The organism is Streptomyces sp. NBC_00193 (assembly GCF_026342735.1).
GTDB lineage: Bacteria > Actinomycetota > Actinomycetes > Streptomycetales > Streptomycetaceae > Streptomyces > Streptomyces stoeckheimensis.
In genome coordinates this window covers 3,442,374-3,460,852 of the sequence record NZ_JAPEMM010000001.1, presented here as the reverse complement: position 1 = coordinate 3,460,852, position 18,479 = coordinate 3,442,374, and the positions used below count along the sequence as shown (strand labels likewise).

Annotated in this window: 16 protein-coding genes; 4 read left to right on the top strand and 12 right to left on the bottom strand. The window is 72.8% G+C overall.

The annotated features are described in order from the left end of the window. Positions 1-10: 10 nt before the first annotated feature. From pdhA to OG898_RS15385, 8 genes are all read right to left on the bottom strand, one after another. Positions 11-1,078, bottom strand: coding sequence for a pyruvate dehydrogenase (acetyl-transferring) E1 component subunit alpha (gene pdhA / locus OG898_RS15420; protein ID WP_266957453.1), 1,068 nt, complete (start codon positions 1,076-1,078; stop codon positions 11-13). Next, positions 1,075-2,277, bottom strand: a complete 1,203-nt coding sequence (locus OG898_RS15415; RefSeq protein WP_266957451.1) for a serine hydrolase domain-containing protein — start codon at positions 2,275-2,277, stop codon at positions 1,075-1,077. Before OG898_RS15415 ends, pdhA begins: the two co-directional genes overlap by 4 nt. A gap of 110 nt (positions 2,278-2,387) precedes the next feature. Then, a complete protein-coding gene (locus tag OG898_RS15410) occupies positions 2,388-3,077 on the bottom strand; it encodes an HAD-IA family hydrolase (protein ID WP_266957449.1) in 690 nt (229 codons plus the stop codon). Then, the gene (locus OG898_RS15405) at positions 3,062-3,952 is read right to left on the bottom strand and encodes a sugar phosphate isomerase/epimerase (RefSeq protein ID WP_266957447.1); all 891 of its coding nucleotides are present in this window, start codon (positions 3,950-3,952) and stop codon (positions 3,062-3,064) included. Before OG898_RS15405 ends, OG898_RS15410 begins: the two co-directional genes overlap by 16 nt. Then, the gene (locus tag OG898_RS15400; protein ID WP_266957445.1) at positions 3,949-6,222 is read right to left on the bottom strand and encodes an ROK family protein; all 2,274 of its coding nucleotides are present in this window, start codon (positions 6,220-6,222) and stop codon (positions 3,949-3,951) included. Before OG898_RS15400 ends, OG898_RS15405 begins: the two co-directional genes overlap by 4 nt. Beyond that, positions 6,219-7,439, bottom strand: coding sequence for a sedoheptulose 7-phosphate cyclase (locus OG898_RS15395; RefSeq protein WP_250737701.1), 1,221 nt, complete (start codon positions 7,437-7,439; stop codon positions 6,219-6,221). Before OG898_RS15395 ends, OG898_RS15400 begins: the two co-directional genes overlap by 4 nt. A gap of 203 nt (positions 7,440-7,642) precedes the next feature. After that, positions 7,643-8,593 carry an aldo/keto reductase gene (locus OG898_RS15390; protein WP_266957442.1) on the bottom strand — a complete coding sequence of 317 codons (951 nt, stop codon included), beginning with the start codon at positions 8,591-8,593 and terminating at the stop codon, positions 7,643-7,645. A gap of 128 nt (positions 8,594-8,721) precedes the next feature. Then, positions 8,722-10,398: an FAD-binding oxidoreductase gene (locus tag OG898_RS15385; protein WP_266957440.1), complete on the bottom strand. Its 1,677-nt coding sequence runs from the start codon at positions 10,396-10,398 to the stop codon at positions 8,722-8,724. 341 nt (positions 10,399-10,739) lie between these two features. On the opposite strand from OG898_RS15385, the gene OG898_RS15380 reads away from it, so the two are divergent. Genes OG898_RS15380 through OG898_RS15370 form a run of 3 tightly spaced genes read left to right on the top strand, consistent with a single transcriptional unit; the run spans position 10,740 to position 13,455 of the window. Beyond that, positions 10,740-11,273, top strand: coding sequence for a VOC family protein (locus OG898_RS15380; protein ID WP_266957438.1), 534 nt, complete (start codon positions 10,740-10,742; stop codon positions 11,271-11,273). Next, complete coding sequence (locus tag OG898_RS15375; protein WP_266957436.1) at positions 11,273-11,752, top strand: nitroreductase/quinone reductase family protein; 480 nt, start codon at positions 11,273-11,275, stop codon at positions 11,750-11,752. The genes OG898_RS15380 and OG898_RS15375 overlap by 1 nt, the downstream gene beginning before the upstream one ends. Beyond that, positions 11,749-13,455 (top strand): AMP-binding protein, encoded by a 1,707-nt coding sequence (locus OG898_RS15370; protein ID WP_266957434.1) that lies wholly within the window; start codon positions 11,749-11,751, stop codon positions 13,453-13,455. Before OG898_RS15375 ends, OG898_RS15370 begins: the two co-directional genes overlap by 4 nt. Before the next feature lie 78 nt (positions 13,456-13,533). On the opposite strand, the gene OG898_RS15365 is transcribed toward OG898_RS15370, so the two are convergent. The 4 genes from OG898_RS15365 to OG898_RS15350 all read right to left on the bottom strand — a co-directional run bounded on the left by OG898_RS15365 (position 13,534) and on the right by OG898_RS15350 (position 17,242). Next, entirely contained in the window at positions 13,534-14,796 is a 1,263-nt protein-coding gene (locus tag OG898_RS15365; RefSeq protein WP_266957432.1) for an MFS transporter, read from the bottom strand. A 159-nt stretch (positions 14,797-14,955) separates the two neighbouring features. Next, positions 14,956-15,741, bottom strand: coding sequence for an SDR family NAD(P)-dependent oxidoreductase (locus OG898_RS15360; protein WP_250737733.1), 786 nt, complete (start codon positions 15,739-15,741; stop codon positions 14,956-14,958). Continuing rightward, positions 15,738-16,469, bottom strand: coding sequence for an HAD family phosphatase (locus OG898_RS15355; RefSeq protein WP_266957429.1), 732 nt, complete (start codon positions 16,467-16,469; stop codon positions 15,738-15,740). The genes OG898_RS15360 and OG898_RS15355 overlap by 4 nt, the downstream gene beginning before the upstream one ends. 143 nt (positions 16,470-16,612) lie before the next feature. Next, complete coding sequence (locus tag OG898_RS15350) at positions 16,613-17,242, bottom strand: ScbR family autoregulator-binding transcription factor (RefSeq protein ID WP_250737743.1); 630 nt, start codon at positions 17,240-17,242, stop codon at positions 16,613-16,615. Between the two features lie 335 nt (positions 17,243-17,577). On the opposite strand from OG898_RS15350, the gene OG898_RS15345 reads away from it, so the two are divergent. After that, on the top strand, positions 17,578-18,471 hold the full coding sequence (locus OG898_RS15345) for a ScbA/BarX family gamma-butyrolactone biosynthesis protein (protein WP_266957425.1): 894 nt from the start codon (positions 17,578-17,580) through the stop codon (positions 18,469-18,471). Positions 18,472-18,479 lie beyond the last annotated feature (8 nt).

Sequence of the window (18,479 nt, the reverse complement as noted above, 5' to 3'; positions counted from 1 at the left end):
GGTCGTCATCTCATCCCTCCTGGGCGAAGGCCGCCCGGTAGACGTCGAACGCCGCGCGTTCCTCGTCCACCAGCGCGTGCGGTTCGGCGTAGACGTGGTCGAAGAGGTTGCGGTCGTCGGGCGTGGTCATGGCGCGGACGCCCTCGCGGACCCGGGCCGCCAGCGCCTCGCCGGCCGCTTCGGTCTCGGCGAAGAAGGCGTCGTCCGCGGCGCCCTCGGCCCGCAGCAGCCGTTCGAGCCGCAGCAGCGGGTCCTTCGCCCGCCAGCTCTCCACCTCGGCGGCGTCCCGGTAGCGGGACGGGTCGTCGGAGGTCGTGTGGGCGCCCATGCGGTACGTGAAGGCCTCGATCAGCGTCGGCCCCTCGCCGCGGCGGGCGCGCTCCAGCGCCCACCGGGTCACGGCGAGGCAGGCGAGGACGTCGTTGCCGTCGACCCGGACGCCGGGGAATCCGAAGCCCTGCGCGCGCTGGTGGAGCGGCACCCGGGTCTGCTTCTCGTTGGACTCCGAGATCGCCCACTGGTTGTTCTGGCAGAAGAACACCACCGGAGCGCCGTACACGGCAGCGAAGTTGAAGGCCTCGGACACGTCTCCCTGCGCGGTGGCGCCGTCCCCGAAGTAGGCGACGACGGCGGACTCGGAGCCGTCCTTGGCCAGCCCCAGGGCGTACCCGGTCGCGTGCAGCGTCTGCGAGCCGATGACCAGGGTGTACAGGTGGAAGCGGTGCTCCTCCGGGTCCCAGTCGCCGTGGTCGACTCCGCGGAAGAGCCGCAGGAGTCCGAGCGGGTCCATGCCCCGGCCCAGGGCGACGGCGTGCTCGCGGTAGCTGGGGAAGACGTGGTCGTCCTCGCGCAGGGCCCGTACGGAACCCACCTGCGCGGCCTCCTGCCCGAGCAGCGAAGGCCACAGGCCCAGCTCGCCCTGCCGCTGGAGGGTCACGCCCTCCGCGTCGAACCGCCGCGCCATCGCCATGTCCCGGTAGAGGGAGCGCAGTTCCTCCGGCGAGAGGTCGATCGCGTGCTCCGGGTGCGCCACCCGGGTGCCGTCCGGCGCGAGGAGGCGTATGCCGTCGCCGGTCACGCCCCGCTCCCGATGCCGAGGCCGGCCATGGACTCCGCGACGGCCTTGACGATCGAGGAGGCCCGCTTGTCGTCGGGGCCGAGGGCGATCAGCCGGTTCATGACGTACGAGACGCCCGCCCGGGCCCGCGGCCAGGCCTGGTTGGCCGATCCGCCGGCGCCGTCGTGGCCGAAGGAGTCGCCGTCGACGCCCGGGCGCGGGTTGGTCCGCAGCCGGTAGCCGCCCCCGCCGTAGACCATGGGGACGCCGATGAGCTGGTCGACCTTGCTGACGCGCGGGGCCCGTGCCTCGTCCAGCAGCCGCCGGGAGAGCAGGACCGGGGCCTCGTCGTACGGGCGGGCCGCGTCGGCGGCGAGGATGCCGTAGAGGGTCGCGAAGGCGCGGGCCGAGCCGATGACGTTGGCGGCGGGGATCAGGCCGAGGCGGCGGTCCGGCCGGTTCCAGATCTCCTCGTCCTCCGGGAACGGGATCGGGTTCTGCCAGATCTTCTGGGTGAGCGGGTCCTCGCTGGTGAAGTAGCCGCTGAACTGGTCGCGGAAGCCGGTCCCGTACTCGGTGCGCGCCACCGTGTGCTCCAGCTCCGGCGGGATCCCGAAGGAGATGTCGAGGCCGAGCGGACCGGCGATCTCCTCCGCGAAGAACCGGTCCAGCCGGCGGCCGTCGACGCGGCGGATCACCTCGGCGACGATCCAGCCGGTCGCGTACGGGCCGTACAGGATGCCCTCCGCGCGCGGGTCGCTCTCCTGGGGCTGGTCGGCCAGCAGCTTCGCCATCGCCTCGGGGTCCGCCAGGTCGTCCTGGGCCAGCTGGGCCGCGACGGCCGGCATCCGCGCCGTGAAGGTCACCACCTCGCGCAGGGTCACCTGATCCTTGCCCTGGGCGGCGAACTCGGGCCAGTAGTGGGCGATCGGCAGGTCCAGGTCGACGACACCGCGGTCGACGAGGAGGAGCAGTGCGGTGGCGAGGATGCCCTTGCTGCCGGAGAAGATCAGCTGGCGCGTGTCGCCGCCCCACGGGGTACCGCGGGTGGGGTCGGCGGCGCCGCCCCAGAGGTCGACGACGAGTTCGCCGTCGAGGGTCACGGCGACGGCGGCTCCCTGTTCGTCCCGCTCGGCGAAGTTGCGGGCGAACTCCTCGCGAACGGCTTCGAATCCGGGGGCCACGTGGCCGTGAATCAGCGTGTTCTGGTCGATGGGCATGACGAAGGCGCTCCGATCGGAGAGGAGAGGAAGGGAAGGGAAGTGGGAGGCGGGGTGCGGGGAGGCGGGAGAGGGGCATGCCGCGGGGCGGCCCGCCGGGGACGTGCGGGTCAGGTCCGCGCGGGCACTCGTACGCGCGCCGGCGCGGACGTCGGGAGCACCAGGCGCAGGCCGTCCTCGTCGGAGGCGGTGCAGGTGGCCCCGGTGAAATCGGCGATCCGGGGACGGCCCTCGGCGGCGTCTCCGCCGTGTGCGCCCACGACCACCGAGAAGCATCCGCCGGCGCCGGCGGCCAGCAGGCCGAGCTCGGCGTCCTCGAAGACGACGGCGGCCGAGGGGCTGACGCCGAGCAGGGCGGCGGCGGCCTCGAATCCCTCGGGCGAGGGCTTGCCCTCCCGTACGTCGTCCGCGCTGACCAGGACCTGCGGCAGCGGCAGTCCGGCGGCCGCCATGCGCCGTACGGCCAGTTCCCGGCCCGCGGAGGTGACGAGCGCCCAGCGGTGCGGCGGCAGCGACGCCAGCAGTTCGGCGGCTCCCGGCACGGCGACGGTGCCGCTGGTGTCGGCCATGTCCTGGGCGACGAGCCAGGCCGTCTCGGCCTCCACGTCGGTGCCCGGCGGGGCGTGGGCGGCGACGGTCTCCGCGGTGCGCTGGCCGTGCGCGGAGGCCAGGATCTCGGCCGCGTCGAGGCCGTGCCGCGCGGCGAAGCGGTGCCAGGTGCGTTCCACGGCGGCGGTGGAGTCCACGAGGGTGCCGTCCATGTCGAACAGCAGGGCGTGAGCGGTCAGTACGAGGGGCATGGCTGTGCCGCCTCCATTCTTCGTCGGTGCAGCCTGCGGGCGAGCGCCCGGGCCCGTTCGAGGTCCGCGCGGAGCCGGGTGCGGTCCCCGTCGCGGTGGTCGTTCTCCAGCACGACGGCGTGCACGCCCGGCAGATGGCGTGCCACGGCGTCGACGGTCTCCTCGACACGGCCGTCGCCGTCGCCCAGGAGCGGGCCGGAGGGGGCGCCGGGGCCGTCCTTGAGGTGGATCTGGTCGGCGAGGAAGGGGGCCGTCGCCTCCACCAGGTCGGGTACGTCGATGCCGGCGCCGACCGGGTTGTAGCTGTCCAGCAGCAGCCGGAACGCCGGCGAGCCGACCTCCTCGACCAGCCGCAGGGCCTGGTGCGCGGGCAGCACGTTCTCGTTGGCCAGGAGCAGGCCGTGGGCCTGCGCCTGCGCCGCCGCCCAGCGCAGCACCTCGGCGGTGCGCATCAGTGCCGCCTCGCCGTCGATGGCGCTGCGCCGGAAGCTCGGCAGGAACACCAGCGGGACACCGAGCTCCCAGGCCACGTCCAGCAGCCGGTCGATCACCGACCGGACCCGTGCGGCGGCCAGGGTGCCCGCCGCGGCGGTGAGGCCGATGTCGTTGAGCACGTTGGCCGCCACACCGAGGGGGGTCACTCCGGCGGCCGAGGCGGTGCGGCGCAGCCGCCCGACCGCTCCCCCGGCCGTTCCCGGCTTGTCCAGCCAGGGGCCGCGTCCGGGTCCTCCGAGGTCGAACTGGAGCCCCTCGACGCGGTGTTGGAAGGCCAGGTCCACGGCCGCCTCGCCGCGTACGGGGAGCCGCCAGTCGACGAGGCCGGTCAGCGGGAGGCGCGGCACGGGGCTCGACGCAAAGCTCGGCGCGAAGCTCATGACGAGGCCTCCGTCCGCACGGTTTCCGTCCGCACGGTTTCCGTCCGTACGGCTTCCGTCCGCACAGCGAGCTTCACCAACCGCCGTCCGTCGACGATCCGGCCCTCGTCGCGGGCGAGCGCGGTCAGGATGGCGGCCGCCCCCGCGAGGTCCGTCTCGTGCGTCACCAGGTCCCGGTAGCGCTCCGGGTCCCGGCACAGTTCGGCCGCCGCGTACTCCAGGTGTTCGTTGGCCACGCCGCGGTGGCCCAGGACCGACACCGTGCGGCCGTCGGCCGTGGCGAGCCGTGCGACGACGGGCGGTTCGGGCGTGCCGCCGCAGTTGGCGGCCCGCACCTCGGCCAGGTCGATGCCCGGGAACCACGCGCTGAAGGCGGGCCGGCGCAGTCCGCCGACGAGGTCGACGGCGACCTCGGCGCCCTTCGTCGCCGCCAGGGCCAGGTCGAGGCTCGGCAGGGTCGCCGGCGCCGGTGTGGCGATCAGGACCGCGACCCGGCCCCGGTCCAGCGTCCCGGCGGGGGTTCCCGCCTCCAGGCCGTCCCCGAGGACGCGGTGGTCGGCGCGGTGCGGCGCCCGCCCGCTCCAGTCCAGGCCCGCCGGGGTGTGGTGCACGTGGACGGTCCGCACGGGGCGGCCGAGCCACTGCCGGGCGGCGCGTACGGCGAGGTGGCCGACGGTGCCGTCGCCGACCACGAGCAGGGTGTCGGGGTCGTGCCGGCGCAGCGCGAGCAGGGCGTACCGTACGACCGCCAGGGGCTCGATCAGCGCGGGCAGGTTCCCTTCGGGCACCTGCTCCAGGGGGAGCACGAGGCCGCCGCGGACGGCGCTCTCGGGGACGAGCATGCGGGCTTGCAGCATGCCGTCCACGTTGTGCCCGAGGAGGAACGACGGGTCGGACGGGTGCGTGGGATTGACCACGACGTGGGCTCCGGGCACCAGCCGCGGATCGGTCACGCCCGGGCCCACCTCGATGATCCGGGCCACTCCTTCGTGGCCCAGCACCGGGGCGCCGTCGTCGCGCAGACCCCGCAGGATCTGCAGGTCGGTGCCGCACACCCCGGCGACGAGGGGCGCGACGCCGAGCTCCCCCGGTCCGGGTGCGGGGGTGGGCCGCAGGCGCAGGTGCGTCGCGCCCCCTTCCCGTACGACCGCGGGGTGGGTGGCGTCCGGAGCGCTCGATGCCGCGCGCGGGCCGGGGGCGGGGGCAGGGGCGGCGTCGGGGCCGGGGCCGGACAGTCGTTCCGCGTCCAGGGCCGCGAGGCCCGCCCCGATGAGGCCGTTCGCCTCGCCCGGAGCGCACACGGTGATGCGGTCCGTGGCCCACTCCGGTGCGCGCTCCCCGGTGAGGTAGAGCCCTTCGCGGCGGAGATGGCCGAGGACCGAGGCCTCGTAGTACGCGCCGAGGCCGCTGGCCACACCGCCGGTGAGGGCGAGTTCGTCCAGCTCCGGATCGAGGCAGAGCGCACTGCGCAGCACGTCGGCGACGGGCGCCGTGGCCGCGTCGAGGAGTTCGGACGCGAGCGCGTCACCCGCGCCCAGGGCCGCCCGGAGCGCCGGTTCGAAGTCGGCGCCGTCCGCCATGGCGCGCCCCAGGTGCGAGCGCTCCCAGCGGCCGGGTGCGCGCTCCCGCAGGACGTCGGCCATCCGGCGCAGGCCCGGCCCGGACGCGTACGAGGACACGTGCCCGGGCCGGCCGCAGTCGCAGAGCAGCTCGACGGGTTCGCCGGCCAGCCGGGCGGATGCGGGCAGGTGGCCGACCTCGCCCTGCAGCCCGCAGCCGTCCGTGGCGATCGCGCCGCTGCGCAGGTCCACGGTGCGGCAGGCGATGCCGGAGCTGATGGTCATCAGCAGCACCTTGCGGTGGGCGCGGCGGTGCGGCGCGGAGACGAAGTGCAGCAGGGCGGCGGTGACGTCGTTGACGATGTGCCACCGGACGTCGGGGCGCCGGGTGGTGAGCTCGCCGCGCAGGTCCAGCGGTGTGGTCTCGTCGCCGAACAGCGGTGCGGAGCCGTAGACGGTGCCGCTGCGGTGGTCGAGGGCGGCGCCGAAGGAGACACCGGCGACGGAGCCGCCGGGCGTGCGGGGAACCGCTGCGCTGAGGGTGGCGAGGAGGCGTTCCCGCAGCTCGGCCACGGGGGTGTCGGGGTGCCGCAGGCGGCTCGGCGACGGCTGGTTGAGGGTGTCGCCGAGTCCGTCGCCGGGCGACCAGGCGGCACTGCGCACATGGGTGCCGCCCACGTCGAGGACGGTGATCGGGCCCGGCGCGCTCACTGGGCCGGACCGTCCGCGCGGGATCCGTCCGCGTAGGCCCGTACGAACTCCAGGGCGCGGGCCAGCTCGTTGGCGGTGATGTCGTTGACGAAGACGCAGGAGCCGATCCCGTCGGTCAGCGGCAGGCGCTGGGCGCCGTCCCGGTGCTTGACGGCGTCGGCGAGGCCGACCTCCAGCAGCTCGGGGGTGAACACGGGGTGGGTCAGCGGGAGTCCGCAGCCGGCGATGAGGGCCAGCGCGCGGTGGGCGTCGCCCTCGGACAGGTACCCGCGTCCGGCGGCCAGCGCCAGGCAAACGGCCATGTCGACGCCGACGGCCTCGCCGTGCAGCAGCGGCGGGTCGGCCCTCAGTTCCAGGGACGGGCTGAAGGTGTGTCCGTAGTCGACCGACCGCTCCAGGACGCCTTCCCAGAGGTTCGGCTCCAGCTCGTCCAGCATGCCGGCGATGGCCCGGGAGACGACCTCGCTCATCGCCGCCCCGCAGTCGGCGAGCGAGTCGCTGGTGATCCGGGTGACGTTCTCTTCCAGCAGGTCGAAGAGGGCGCCGTCCTTGATGAGCGCCATCTTGATGATCTCGGCGAGTCCGTTGGCGATGTGCCGGGGCTCCACCGTGCGCAGGAACTCCGGGTCGATGAGGGTGACTTCGGGGGCGAAGTAGGTGCCGAGGCGGTTCTTGTGGGTGCCGTGGTTGACCCCGGTCTTCACGCCGACGCCCGCGTCGACCTGTCCGACGAGGGTCGTGGGGACCCGTACGTAGGGGGCGCCCCTGCGGTAGAGGCTCGCGGCCATGCCCACGACGTCCATGAGGACTCCGCCGCCGACGACGACCACGCGCTCGGTGCGGCGCAGGATGCCCATCTCGGTCATGGACCGGGTGACCTCGACGACCTGGTCGAGGTTCTTGGTCTCCTCGTCGCCGGGCATGACCTTCCAGAACGCGTCGACCTGCCAGGCGTCGAAGTAGCCGCGCAGGCCCGGGCCGTAGAGCTCGTCGACGGCCTGGTCCACGACGACGAGCGCGCGCACGGGGGCGCGGCCGTCGGCACCGACCGAGCGGGCGAGGACGGGGTTGGCGGGGTTGAGGAGCCCCCGTGTCAGGGAGACCTCGTAGCCCACCGGCATCTGGGACTGGACGAACCACGTCAGGCCCGGCGGGCGGGGGATGTCGAAGGCGGAGGTGAGGCTGCTGCTCGGACGGGCCGTGGTGATCTCGGACATCGTGGGAAGTACTCCGTCTGAAGGTCGGAACGAGGAGGCGGGACGGGCCTGAGAGGCGGGCGGGCCTGAGAGGCGGGGCGGGCCTGAGAGGCGGGGCGGGCCCGGGGAAGGGCCCCGCCCCCGCCGGTCCGGGGATCTTCCGGGACCGGCGGGGACGGAACGGGTTCCGGCGGGGGGTCACCCGGCCGGACGAGGGGGCGCGATCACGCCTCGGGGGCGCCCATGGGTGCGGGCAGGGCGTCCAGTTCGGCGACGTCCTGGTCGGTGAGGTCCAGCGCGGCGGCGCCGGCGTTCTGGACGAGGTAGCGCTCGGTCTTGGTGCCGGGGATCGGGACGACGTGCTCGCCCTTGGTCAGCAGCCAGGCCAGCGCCACCTGCGCCGGAGCGGCCTCGTGCCGGTCGGCCACGGCGCGCACCGCGTCGACGATCGCCTTGTTGTGCGCGAACGCCTCTTCGGTGAAGCGCGGCTGGGTGCTGCGCCAGTCGTCCTTGGGCAGGTCGGCCGGGTTCTGGAAGGCGCCGGTGAGCAGACCGCGGCCCAGCGGGGAGAAGGGCAGGAAGGCGATGCCCTGCTCCACGGTGTACGGGAGGACGTCGGCGAAGGCGTCCCGGGTGAACAGCGAGGCCTCGGACTCGACGGCGGCCACCGCGTGCACGCCCTGCGCGGCGCGGATCTGCTCCAGGCTCACCGCGGAGAGGCCGAGCGAGCGGATCTTGCCCTGGCGCACGAGCTCGGCGAGGGCGCCCCAGCTCTCCTCCAGCGGCACCTGCGAGTCGACGCGGTGCAGGAAGTAGAGGTCGATGTGGTCGGTGCCCAGGCGGCCCAGGCTGGCCTCGACGGCCGCGGTCAGGTGCTCGGGACGGCCGTTGAGGCCGATGCCGTTCTCGTCGACGACGAGGCCGCCCTTGGTGGACAGCACCACCTCGTCGCGGCGGCCCTTGATGGCCCGCCCGACGAGGTCCTCGTTGGTGAACGGGCCGTAGACGTCGGCCGTGTCGATCAGGTTGACGCCGAGGTCGAGGGCACGGTGGATCACCGCGACGGAGGCGTCGTCGTCCCAGCCGTGCGGGTCGTAGCCGAAGGACATGCCCATGGTGCCGAGACCGACGCGGCCTACTACGGGACCGCCGTTGCCGAGGGTGGTGGTTCGCATGAGGGTTCTCTCTCCTTGAAGCGAGCTGAAGGGGGATGGAAGGGGGTCAAGGGGTGCCGGTCGGGCCGGCGAGTGGGGGTGGCGGCCCGACCGACAGGTGTGGGGGGTGCGGGCGGCTCGGCGTCAGGTCAGAGCCGGACCGACTGCCGGTGCTGGAAGACGTTCCTCGGGTCCCAGGCGCGCTTGATCTGCTGGAGCCGGGCGTAGTTGCCCTTCCAGTACAGGTCGTGCCACGGCACGGCGGAGGTGTTGAAGGCCGGGTCCGAGAGGTCGCCGTCGGGGTAGTTGATGTAGCAGCCGTCGGTGACGCCGTTGGGGACCGGGACGCCGCCGGTGTCGGCGTAGACCTCGCTGAAGGCGTTGCGCACCCAGGCGATGTTCTTGGCGTCGTCCTTGGTGTCGTACCAGAGGCTCTCGAAGTTGGTCTTCATGATCGCGTCGCGCTGGGCGACCGCCGTGGCGGTCGGCGAGACGGACGCGATCCGGCCGCCCGACGCGGAGAGCACGATCCCCGCGAAGGGGCTGGGGCTCTCGGTGGCCGTGAGGTTGCGGTACATGGCGTCGATCTGGCGCTGGGGGGTCGCCGTGCGCACGTGGGAGGACTTGTGGATGCCGCGGGTGGTCGGGTCCAGCTGGGTGGCGGAGATGGAGCCGATGTAGCGGGTGCCCCGCAGCCACGGCTGCAGCTTGGTCGTGGTGTACGCGGAGTCGACCACCCCCGACGAGCGCCGGGTCGCCGAGCTCAGGCCCAGCGCCAGGTCCATGCCGGCGAGGAAGTCCGAGAGGACGGCCGCGGCGTCGGGGAGCGAGGCGTCCAGCTGGACGACGGCGCCGAGCGAACCGCTGTCGCGGTGGTTGAGCAGCAGCCAGGAGTAGAGCGAACCGGCCGTGGTGCCCGCCGTGTTGTTCTGCTCCAGCCACTTGCCCCAGTAGGTGACCAGGCGGCTGAAGCCGTCCTGCGTGACCTTCTCCCAGGGCCAGTTGGCCAGGGTCAGGTAGATCTCCGACGGCGCCTTGGGCAGCAGCGACTCCGGTCCCCCGGTGGCGCCGGGGGTGCGGAACCAGAACCGGGTGACGATGCCGAAGCTGCCGCCGCCACCGCCGGTGTGCGCCCAGAACAGGTCGCGCAGGCGGGCGTCGGAGGAGTCCCGGGCGGCGATCACGCTGCGGACCGAACCGTCCGCGTTGACGACCACGACCTCCACGGCGTGCAGGTGGTCGACGGTCAGGCCGTGCTGGCGGGAGAGGTTGCCGAAGCCGCCGCCGGTGATGTGGCCGCCGACGCCGACGCTGTGGCAGATGCCGCCGGGTATGGTCACGCCCCAGCCCTCGTAGAGGGCCTCGTACACGTCGAGCAGGGTGGCTCCGCCGCCGACGCAGAAGGCGTTCATCGCCGCGTCGAAGGTGACCTGGTTCATCAGCGACAGCTTGATGTTGATCTTGATGTCGGCGTTGAAGACGAAGTCTTCGAAGCAGTGCCCGCCGCTGACCACCGACAGCCGCTTGGAGGTGGAGACCGCCTCGCGGACGGCCGTGACGACCTCGGCCGTCGTCCGCGGCAGCACGATCTTGTCCGGGCGGGCCTGCCAGCGCTGGTTCATGCCCGAGGTGAGATCGGGGTACCGGGAGTCGGCCGGGACCACCGTGACGCCGGTCGCCTGGGCGCCGGCCGCGCCCGCCGCCCCGGCGACCCGGGCACCGGCGGCGCGTGCGGCGGGGGCCTGCACCAGTCCGCCGGTGGCGGCGGCCAGGGCCATTCCCGATCCCGCACCCACGAACCGGCGGCGCTTTATTTCATTCGTCATCTTCGTCGTTTCCTGGTCTTCGAGTTCATTGGAAGGAAGTCCAGCCCATGAATGCAGAAGCGGGGGCGCATCGAAGGCGGTTCTGGTTCGGCTGAGTTCACCGTTCCCGTCGGCTGATTCGCCGTTCCGGTCGGCCGAGTTCGCCGCGATGAATGCCATCTCAGCAGGAGGGGGCGCTTCTCCGCCAACCCCCGAAGTCAACTTCGGCAGGTCGGCGCACTTTGGGAACTACGCCTTGATCGGCGGGCCGCGGGGCCGCATCGTCGGGCCTGCCCGGGCCTCCGCACGGGCAACGGCACGGGGCTCCGCCGACGGCGGGACCCCCGGCGGACGGAGTGACGTTGAGCAAGATCCCGGGAGCACGCGCGGTGCACCACATCGCCTACACCGTGCCCGACCTCGACCAGGCCGTGGAGTTCTTCACCGAGGTCATCGGCGCCGAACTCGCCTACCGCCTGGGACCGGTGGAGGACACCGAGGGCAGCTGGATGACCGAGAAGCTCGCCGTGCACCCCCGCGCCTCGGCGAACATCGCCATGCTGCGCCTCGGCCCGGTGACCAACCTCGAGCTCTTCGAGTACACCTCGCCCGACCAGGACCGCAGCCGGCCGCGCAACAGCGACTGGGGCGGGCACCATTTCGCGATCTACGTGGACGACGTCGACAAGGCCACCGCGTACCTGCGCGAGCAGCCCGGCGTGACCATCCTCGGAGAGCCGGAAACCATCGTGGACGGGCCCATCGCCGGAGACCGCTGGGTGTATTTCACGACGCCGTGGGGTCTTTCCATGGAACTCATCAACATGCCCGCCGGAATGCCGTTCGAGCAGACCACGAACACCCGCCTCTTCCTCCCGGAAGGTGAATGGAACTGATGCAGGACATGCAGGAAACGAACGGCACGGTCGACGAGACCGTCAACAGCAATTCCTTCAACCGGGGCGTCATCGAGGAATTCCGGGCCACCGGTGGCCGGGTGAAGGACTTCGGTTCCATCCCCCTCCTGCTGCTCAGCACCACGGGCCGGGTCAGCGGTCTGACCCGTACGACCCCCCTCGTCCACCTGGTCCGGGACGGCCGCCACATCGTCTTCGCCGCGAACGGCGGAGCCGCCGTGGCGCCCGGCTGGTACCGCAATCTCATGGCGGCCGGCGAGGGCGTCGTGGAGGTCGGCCCGCACCGCTTCGCCGTACGGCCCGAGCCGGTACCGGAGTCGGAGCACGAGGAGCTGTGGCGGCTGCAGACGGCGCAGGACCCGAACTTCGCGACGTTCCGGTCCAAGACCGACCGGACCATCCCCGTCGTCGCGCTGGTCCCGGTCGGCGCACAGGTCCCGGTCGGCGACGACGCATGACCACGACCGACCCCGCCGGGGAGTTCCGGGCCGCACGGGACTTCCTGCTCGCCCACCGGGAGGACTACGACACGGCGTACGCGGGCTTCCGCTGGCCCCGTCCGGAGCGGTTCAACTGGGCCCTGGACTGGTTCGACGCCATCGCCCGCGGCAACCACCGCACCGCGCTGCGGATCGCGGAGGAGGACGGCTCCCACGCCGAACACTCCTTCGCGGAACTCGCCCACCGCTCCGACCAGGTCGCGAACTGGCTGCGCGCCCGGGGCGTCCGCGCCGGGGACCGCGTCCTGGTCATGCTCGGCAACCAGAAGGAGCTGTGGGAGACGGCGCTGGCCGCGATGAAGCTGCGCGCCGTGGTCGTTCCGACGACGACGCTGCTGAACGCGGCGGAGCTGGCGGACCGCATCGACCGCGGCGCGGTCCGCCACGTCATCGCCCGGGCGCAGGACCACGCCCGGTTCGACGCGGTACCCGGCGGCCTCACCCGTATCGCGGTCGGCCGGCCGGCCGGGGCCGTGCTCCCGGGCTGGCTGGACTACGAGGACTCGCTGACGGCCCCGGCGCAGTACCTGCCCGACGGCCCGACCCTCGCCGACGACCCGCTCCTGCTCTACTTCACCTCCGGCACGACCTCCCGGCCGAAGCTGGTCCGGCACACGCACGCCTCGTACCCGGTGGGGCACCTGTCCACCATGTACTGGATCGGGCTGCGCCCCGGCGACGTCCACCTGAACATCTCCTCGCCCGGCTGGGCCAAGCACGCCTGGTCCAGCCTCTTCGCCCCGTGGAACGCGGAGGCGACCGTCTTCGTACAGAACTACACGCGCTTCGACGCGGGCCGGCTGATGACGGAGATGGACCGCGCGGGCGTGACCACCTTCTGCGCGCCGCCCACCGTGTGGCGCATGCTCATCCAGGCCGACCTGGGCCTGCTGCGCACGCCGCCGCGGGAGGCGGTGGCGGCCGGCGAGCCCCTCAACCCCGAGGTCATCGACGCGGTGCGGCGCTCCTGGGGGGTGACCGTCCGGGACGGCTTCGGCCAGACCGAGACGACGGTCCAGATCGCCAACACCCCCGGCGCGGAGGTCACTCCCGGCTCGATGGGCCGGCCGAGCCCCGGCTTCACCATCGCCCTGCTCGACCCCGCCACGGGGCGCCCGGCCGACGAGGGCGAGATCAGCGTGGACCTGTCCGCCGCCCCCGTCGGGGTCATGGCGGGCTACGAGGAGGACCCGGAGCGGACCGCCGAGGCAATGGCGGACGGCTACTACCGCACGGGCGACCTCGCGGTGCGCGGCCCCGACGGACGGCTCACCTACATCGGCCGCGGGGACGACGTGTTCAAGTCCTCCGACTACAAGATCTCCCCGTTCGAGCTGGAGAGCGCCCTGCTGTCGCACGAGGCCGTGGCGGAGGCCGGCGTGGTGCCCGCGCCGGACGCCCTGCGGCTGTCGGTGCCCAAGGCGTACGTGGTGCTGGCGGAGGGCTGGGAGCCGACCCGGGACACGGCGAAGCTGCTGTTCGCCCACTCCCGGACAGAGCTTCCCCCGTACAAGAGGGTGCGGCGCATCGAGTTCGCCGCACTGCCCAAGACGATCTCGGGGAAGATCCGGCGGGTGGAGCTGCGCGCGGCGGCGGCAGCGGCAGCGGCGGAGCGGGGCGACGGGGCTGTCGCCGAGTACCGCGAGGAGGACTGCGTCTGACGCCCGCGGGGGCGGGGACGCGGGTCGGGCCCATGCCGTCGTACGGCATGGGCCCGAGTCGTACCCCCCGCGCCCGCCCTACGGGGCGGCCGGTGCGGAGGCTTCCGCGGCCTCGGACCGGCAGATCCAGGTCAGGGGAAGCGTCACGACGCAGATCACCGCCGCGGCGAGCGGCAGTACGGAGTACCCGTACATCCCCGTGATCCCGCTCGCGACGGCCGCTCCGACCGCGATGCCGGCGTTCCCCGCCGAGGCGCCGAGCGTGGCCGCGAGGTCGCCGCCGGGCCCGGCGCGGCGGATCGTACGGAGCTGGAGGGCGGGGGCGAGGCCGAACCCGGCGAGGCCCCAGACCGCGACGCACACGCCCACGGCGACGGGCCGCTCTCCGAGCAGGAAGAGCGTCGTGAGCACCAGCGCGAGCACCGCGGTCCCCGCGACCACGGTGGTGCCGGCGGCCCGGTCGGCGAGGCGGCCCCCGAGCACGGTGCCCACGGAGCCGGCGGCCCCGAACACCAGCAAGTACAGGCTGACGGCGCCACCTTGGACGCCGACGACGTCCTGGAGGTACCCGCTCAGCTGGGTGAAGGCGGTGAACTGGCCGCAGAAGACCAGGACGGCGATCGCCAGCAACGCCACCACCGGCGCCTTCGCCACGTGCCGGAACTGTGCGCGCAACGCCTGCTGCCCGCCGCCGACGGACGAAGGAACCGCCGCCCGGGTCAGCAGCAGGGCCGCGCACGCGAGAACGGCGATGCCGGCGAAGGCGTACTGCCACGGCAGGACCTGCCCGGCGAAGGTGGCCAGCGGCACGCCCAGCAGATTGGCCGCGGCTATCCCGCCGAACACCACGGCGACGGCCCGGCCCTTGCGCTCCGCCGGGACCAGGCCGGCGGCCGCCGCGGAGGCGGCGCCGACGAAGAGCCCGTGGACGGCGCCCGCGAGGACGCGTACCACCAGCACGACGGCGAAGTCCGCCCAGAGGGCCGCGACGGCGTTGGCCAGGGCATAGCCGCCGAGCGCGCCGACCAGTACGAGCCTGCGGGGCGCCCGGAGCGTCACCGCGGTCAGCAGCGGCCCGCCCAGGCACACCCCGACCGCGTACGCGGTGACCAGCAGACCGGCCGTGGCGGCGCTGACGTGCAGGCTCTCGGCCATCCGGTCGAGGACACCGATCACGGTGAACTCGGCGGTCCCCACGACGAACGCGCTCAGGCCGAGGACGGCGAGGGCACGCGTCGCGCTCCGCGCCGGGGGGCCCGGTCTGATGTCGTCTACGGGTTCTTCTAGGGGTTCTTCTACGGGTTCCTCTACGGTTCCTGCCCCGGTTGCGGTTCCGTGCATCGTGGATCCTCCGTGCTCCCGCGCCGACCGTCCGTCACGGCGTCTCTGCCGGCCAGCACACCAGCGCCTGCGTCGGCTGTCGTTGCCGACTGGCACAAGTCGCGCCGGGTTTCACGGAGGAGCGGGGAGCACCGGAGATGACTGGGGACGGAGGCCCGCTCAGATCGCGGTGGCGCCGCCGTCGACCGGCATCGCGGCGCCGGTCACGAAGGAGGCCCGGTCGCTGCACAGCCACAGCGCCGCCTCGGCGACTTCGGAGGGCGAAGCCATGCGCTTCTGCACGGAGGCTTCAGCGAACCGCTGCTCCAGCTCGGCGTGTTGCCCCAGCACCTCCTCCATCATCTCGGTGCGCGTGGCGCCCACGATCAGGGCGTTGACCCGGATGTTCGCGGCGCCGTAGTCGGCCGCGGCGGCCCGGGTCATGCCGAGCACGGCGTGCTTGGCGGCCACGTACGCGGCGCTGGCCCCCGTGGCCCGGGTGGCGGCGACACTGGCCGTGTTGACGATGGAACCCCCGGTGCCCTGGCCCAGCATCACGGGTATCTGGTGGCGCATGCAGTTCCACACGCCCGTCACGTTCACGTCCATCGTCTGCCGGAAGACGGCGTCGTCGACCTCGTGCAGCGGCGCGCCCGCCGTGGCGTAACCGGCGTTGTTGAAGGCGTAGTCGAGCCGCCCGTACGTCTCCACGGCCGCCTCGACGGCTTCGCGCATCCGGTCCGAGTCGACGACGTCGCCCTCGACCGCGAGGGCGCGTCCGCCGGATCCGCCGATCTTCCGGGCCAGCTCGCGCAGCCGCTCGCCGCGCCGCGCGACCAGGACGACGGCCGCACCCTCGTCGGCGAACGCCTGGGCGGCCGCCGCACCGATCCCGCTGGACGCTCCGGTGATCATGGCCACCCGGCCGGACATCGGACGCGGGTGGCCCGCGCTGCTGTCGCTCATGCCGTTGCTCGCAGGCCCGTACCGGTCGGGACCTTGCTCCACAGCGTGCCGCCGAGGGCCTCGGCGTCGATGGTGCGGATCAGCTGCTCGTCGATCGCCTCCAGGGAGTCCACGACGTGCCGTACCCCGGCCTCGTGCATCAGCTGCCGCTGGAAGCTGTGCACGAACTTGCTCGGGTGGCCGATGAAGGGAACGTCGAGGCCCCGGGCGGTCTCGGCCACCTTGGCCACGTCGTCGACGAAGAGCGCCTCCCCGTGCTCCAGCCCGAAGATCTCGGTGGTGATCTCGTGGATGCCGGGACGGAAGTCATTGGTGCAGACGTAGCGCGGGCCGTCGAAGAGCTCCGCCCATTCCCCGAGGAACCGGTCGAAGTGGGGCGCGGGCAGCCCTCCGTAACAGACCGTCTGCAGACCGAGGGCCCTCAGCCTGCGCACGAGGTCGATCGCCCCGTCCAGGACGGCGACCGGGTGCTCGGCGAGGTAGACCTCGCGCTCCTCGAAGTAGGCCGCGAGGGCCTCCTCCCCGCTGAGCGCCTGCGGTACGGCGGCGGCCATGTTGCGGCCGGCTATGTGCTGGGGCTGCGAGAACACGGCACGCTCGGTATCGGCGGTGTAGGCGCCTCCCCGGCCGACGACGAAGGCGTGGATCACGGGGCTGAAGGTGTCGTTGAGCAGGACACCGTCGATGTTGAGGGCGGCGAGCCGAAGTCGGCCGAGGCGGTGGGGCATGGGTCCTCCAGGGACAGGACGGGACGAAGTGGCGGTACGGCGGTACGGCGGTAGGGCGGTAGGGCGGTACCGGGGCATGGCGATTCGGCCGTACGGCTGTACGGCGGTACGGCGGTCGAGCGGGGGATGGCCGATGAGGTTGCTCAGCCGATGAGGTTGCTCAGCCGTTCGTGACTGACCTCGGTGCGGGACACGACCGCCGGTACGGCGATGCCGGGCAGCAGCAGGCGCCACATCCGGAGGGTGCGGTCGCTCAGGTCCTTCCGGCCGCTGGCCACGCTGGAGAACATCTGCATGCCCGTACACGCCTCGGTGACGAACTCGCCCAACTCCTCGGGTGACACGCCCGCTTGCAGCTCTCCCCTGCCCTGCGCCTCACGCAGGCAGTCGGCCATGATCCCGGCCCAGGACTGGTAGGGCGTCACGTCGGAGCCTCCCCAGGAGGCCTGCTCCCCCGTCAGCCGGACTCCGGCGCGCAGGAGCGGGTCGACCTGGAGCAGGTGCGACCAGAACAGGGTGATGTCCACCAGGCGTTGGAGCCCTTCGGACTGGAGCCTCGGGACGATGGTCTCGGGTTGCGCGTTCATCACCGCGCGCGCCAGACCCTCTTTCGAGTCGAAGTGGAAGTACAGGGCGCCCGTGGTGAGCCCCGCCCGCTTCAGGATCAGGTTGACGCTGGCACCGGCGTAGCCGAGCTCGTCGAAGGTCTCGGCCGCCGCGCGCAGGATCGCCTCCCGCGTCTGAACCGCCCGCTCCTGCTTGGGACCAGCCACGCCCTCTCCCCTCCAAAAAGAAACGGAACGGTTCTTATGTTAACGAGTCGGAGCGGTCCACTGGCAAGCCCAAACGCCACCCGGATCCCCCAGCACCCCCACCCGCCAGGGCACGACCCCTCCCCAAACCCCCCAGACCTGCCACTTTACAAAGTCTTGACTTTAAACAAAAGCGAACACTCGTTATGTTGAATGAGGAACGGGCGGGGGCCACCGGATCCACATCCACTGAGCCACCCCTGTCCGGATCGACTTCGTTTCCGACGTCCCGGGGGGACAGCATGCTCACGAGCACACTGCCGACAAGGCGCGAATCGCATCCTCACAGCCGGCCGGTGTCAGCGGCCGAGGTCCACAAGGCCGACGCGAGCGAACGGCTCCTGACCAGCTGGCACCCCATGGGCGCCGACCGGTTCGGCATCTCCGCACGATGGCCGGCCCACCACCGCTTCTACGGCGGCGCGTACGGCTTCCGCGACCCGCTGCTCCTGATCGAGTGCGTACGCCAGGCGATCCCCATGCTCTGCCACGCCGCCTACGGCGTGCCGTTCGGCTTCCGGCAGGCCTGGGAAGACCTGCACTTCCAGTTCGACGCCTCGGCGCTCAGCGCCCACGACGCCCCGCCCACCACCGAACTGGACGTCACCTGCACCGATGTCGTACGCCGCGGCACCCGACTGGCGGGCATGACCATGTCCGTCCGCGCCTCCCTGGGCGGCATCACCGCAGCCCACGTACGGACCCGGTTCTCCAACCAGGCCCCCGCGGTCTACCAGCGCCTGCGCGGCCCGTACGCCGACATGGCCGCGGCCCACGCCCGCGCCCTGCCGCCGGGCGCCCCGATCCCGCCCGGCCTCGTCGGCCGCGAGCGCGCCGCCGACGTGGTCCTGTCCTCCACCGGCACCCCGGGCCGCTGGCACCTGCGGTCCGACCTCACACACCCGGCACTCTTCGACCACCCCGTCGACCACGCCCCGGGGATGCTCCTCCTGGAGGCGGCCCGCCAGGCGGCCCTGGCCCTGTCCCCGCGCCCGGCCACGGTGGTGGCGATGAAGACGACCTTCACCCGCTACGTCGAGTTCGACACCCAGTGCCTCGTCACCGCCACGCCGCTCCCGACACCCCCGGGAACCCCGGCGGGAACCAGGGGCACCCTGGTCGAACTGAGGCAGAACGGCGGCCCCATCTTCACCGCCGAAGTGACCACGCATCCGGTGCGCGCCGCCTGAGGCGGTAG

Excerpts from the sequence above, each read along its gene's own strand:
- OG898_RS15415 (WP_266957451.1), bottom strand. The coding sequence starts at position 2,277 with ATGCCCATCGACCAGAACACGCTGATTCACGGCCACGTGGCCCCCGGA.
- OG898_RS15410 (WP_266957449.1), bottom strand. The coding sequence starts at position 3,077 with ATGCCCCTCGTACTGACCGCTCACGCCCTGCTGTTCGACATGGACGGC.
- OG898_RS15405 (WP_266957447.1), bottom strand. The coding sequence starts at position 3,952 with ATGAGCTTCGCGCCGAGCTTTGCGTCGAGCCCCGTGCCGCGCCTCCCG.
- OG898_RS15395 (WP_250737701.1), bottom strand. The coding sequence starts at position 7,439 with ATGTCCGAGATCACCACGGCCCGTCCGAGCAGCAGCCTCACCTCCGCC.
- OG898_RS15390 (WP_266957442.1), bottom strand. The coding sequence starts at position 8,593 with ATGCGAACCACCACCCTCGGCAACGGCGGTCCCGTAGTAGGCCGCGTC.
- OG898_RS15385 (WP_266957440.1), bottom strand. The coding sequence starts at position 10,398 with ATGACGAATGAAATAAAGCGCCGCCGGTTCGTGGGTGCGGGATCGGGA.
- OG898_RS15375 (WP_266957436.1), top strand. The coding sequence starts at position 11,273 with ATGCAGGACATGCAGGAAACGAACGGCACGGTCGACGAGACCGTCAAC.
- OG898_RS15370 (WP_266957434.1), top strand. The coding sequence starts at position 11,749 with ATGACCACGACCGACCCCGCCGGGGAGTTCCGGGCCGCACGGGACTTC.
- OG898_RS15365 (WP_266957432.1), bottom strand. The coding sequence starts at position 14,796 with ATGCACGGAACCGCAACCGGGGCAGGAACCGTAGAGGAACCCGTAGAA.
- OG898_RS15360 (WP_250737733.1), bottom strand. The coding sequence starts at position 15,741 with ATGAGCGACAGCAGCGCGGGCCACCCGCGTCCGATGTCCGGCCGGGTG.
- OG898_RS15355 (WP_266957429.1), bottom strand. The coding sequence starts at position 16,469 with ATGCCCCACCGCCTCGGCCGACTTCGGCTCGCCGCCCTCAACATCGAC.